Source organism: Aeromicrobium phragmitis, assembly GCF_003674095.1.
GTDB classification, from domain to species: Bacteria; Actinomycetota; Actinomycetes; order Propionibacteriales; family Nocardioidaceae; genus Aeromicrobium; species Aeromicrobium phragmitis.
Genome location: NZ_RDBF01000078.1, coordinates 1 through 463 on the forward strand (window position 1 = coordinate 1; position 463 = coordinate 463).

The 463-nt window shown below is 65.9% G+C and carries 1 protein-coding gene; it reads right to left on the reverse strand.

Features of this window, described 5'->3' with window-relative positions:
- Positions 1–463 (reverse strand): TrbL/VirB6 family protein (locus tag D9V41_RS17920; RefSeq protein ID WP_481725501.1); only part of this gene is annotated, 463 nt, incomplete at both ends.

Here is a 463-nt window from a genome sequence, read left to right on the forward strand (position 1 = left end):
TGAGCGCGAGCGCCATCATGCAGAGCCCGACGATCGAACCGGTCAGCGAGTCGGGATTGCCGAACATCGTGACCGCGGCCGCGTAGATGATCGCGGCGGCTGGCTTGTATAGCAGGAAGGCGACGATCCAGGCGCACGTTTTGCCGAACCACTGCTCTCCGAACCGGGTGCCCGTCGCGGCTGCCGAGAGGGGCAGGAGACCGGCGAGCAACACCAGGGCCGCCGACCGGAAGAACATGAGGACGATCTGGCCGACCGAGAACAGCATCGCGATCAGCCCGAGGACGATCGTCATCATTGCCGGCAGGCCTGGGGCGCCACCGAACGCCACGATCCCTTGGAACAGGGCGGCAAGGTTCTGCTCGAAAGAGCCGTCCTCCAGGCTGCGCCCGATGATCCACGTCGAGAACGAGTCGCCGGCCTCGACGCCCAACCGAACGAAGGTCAACCCCGCACCAGCAAC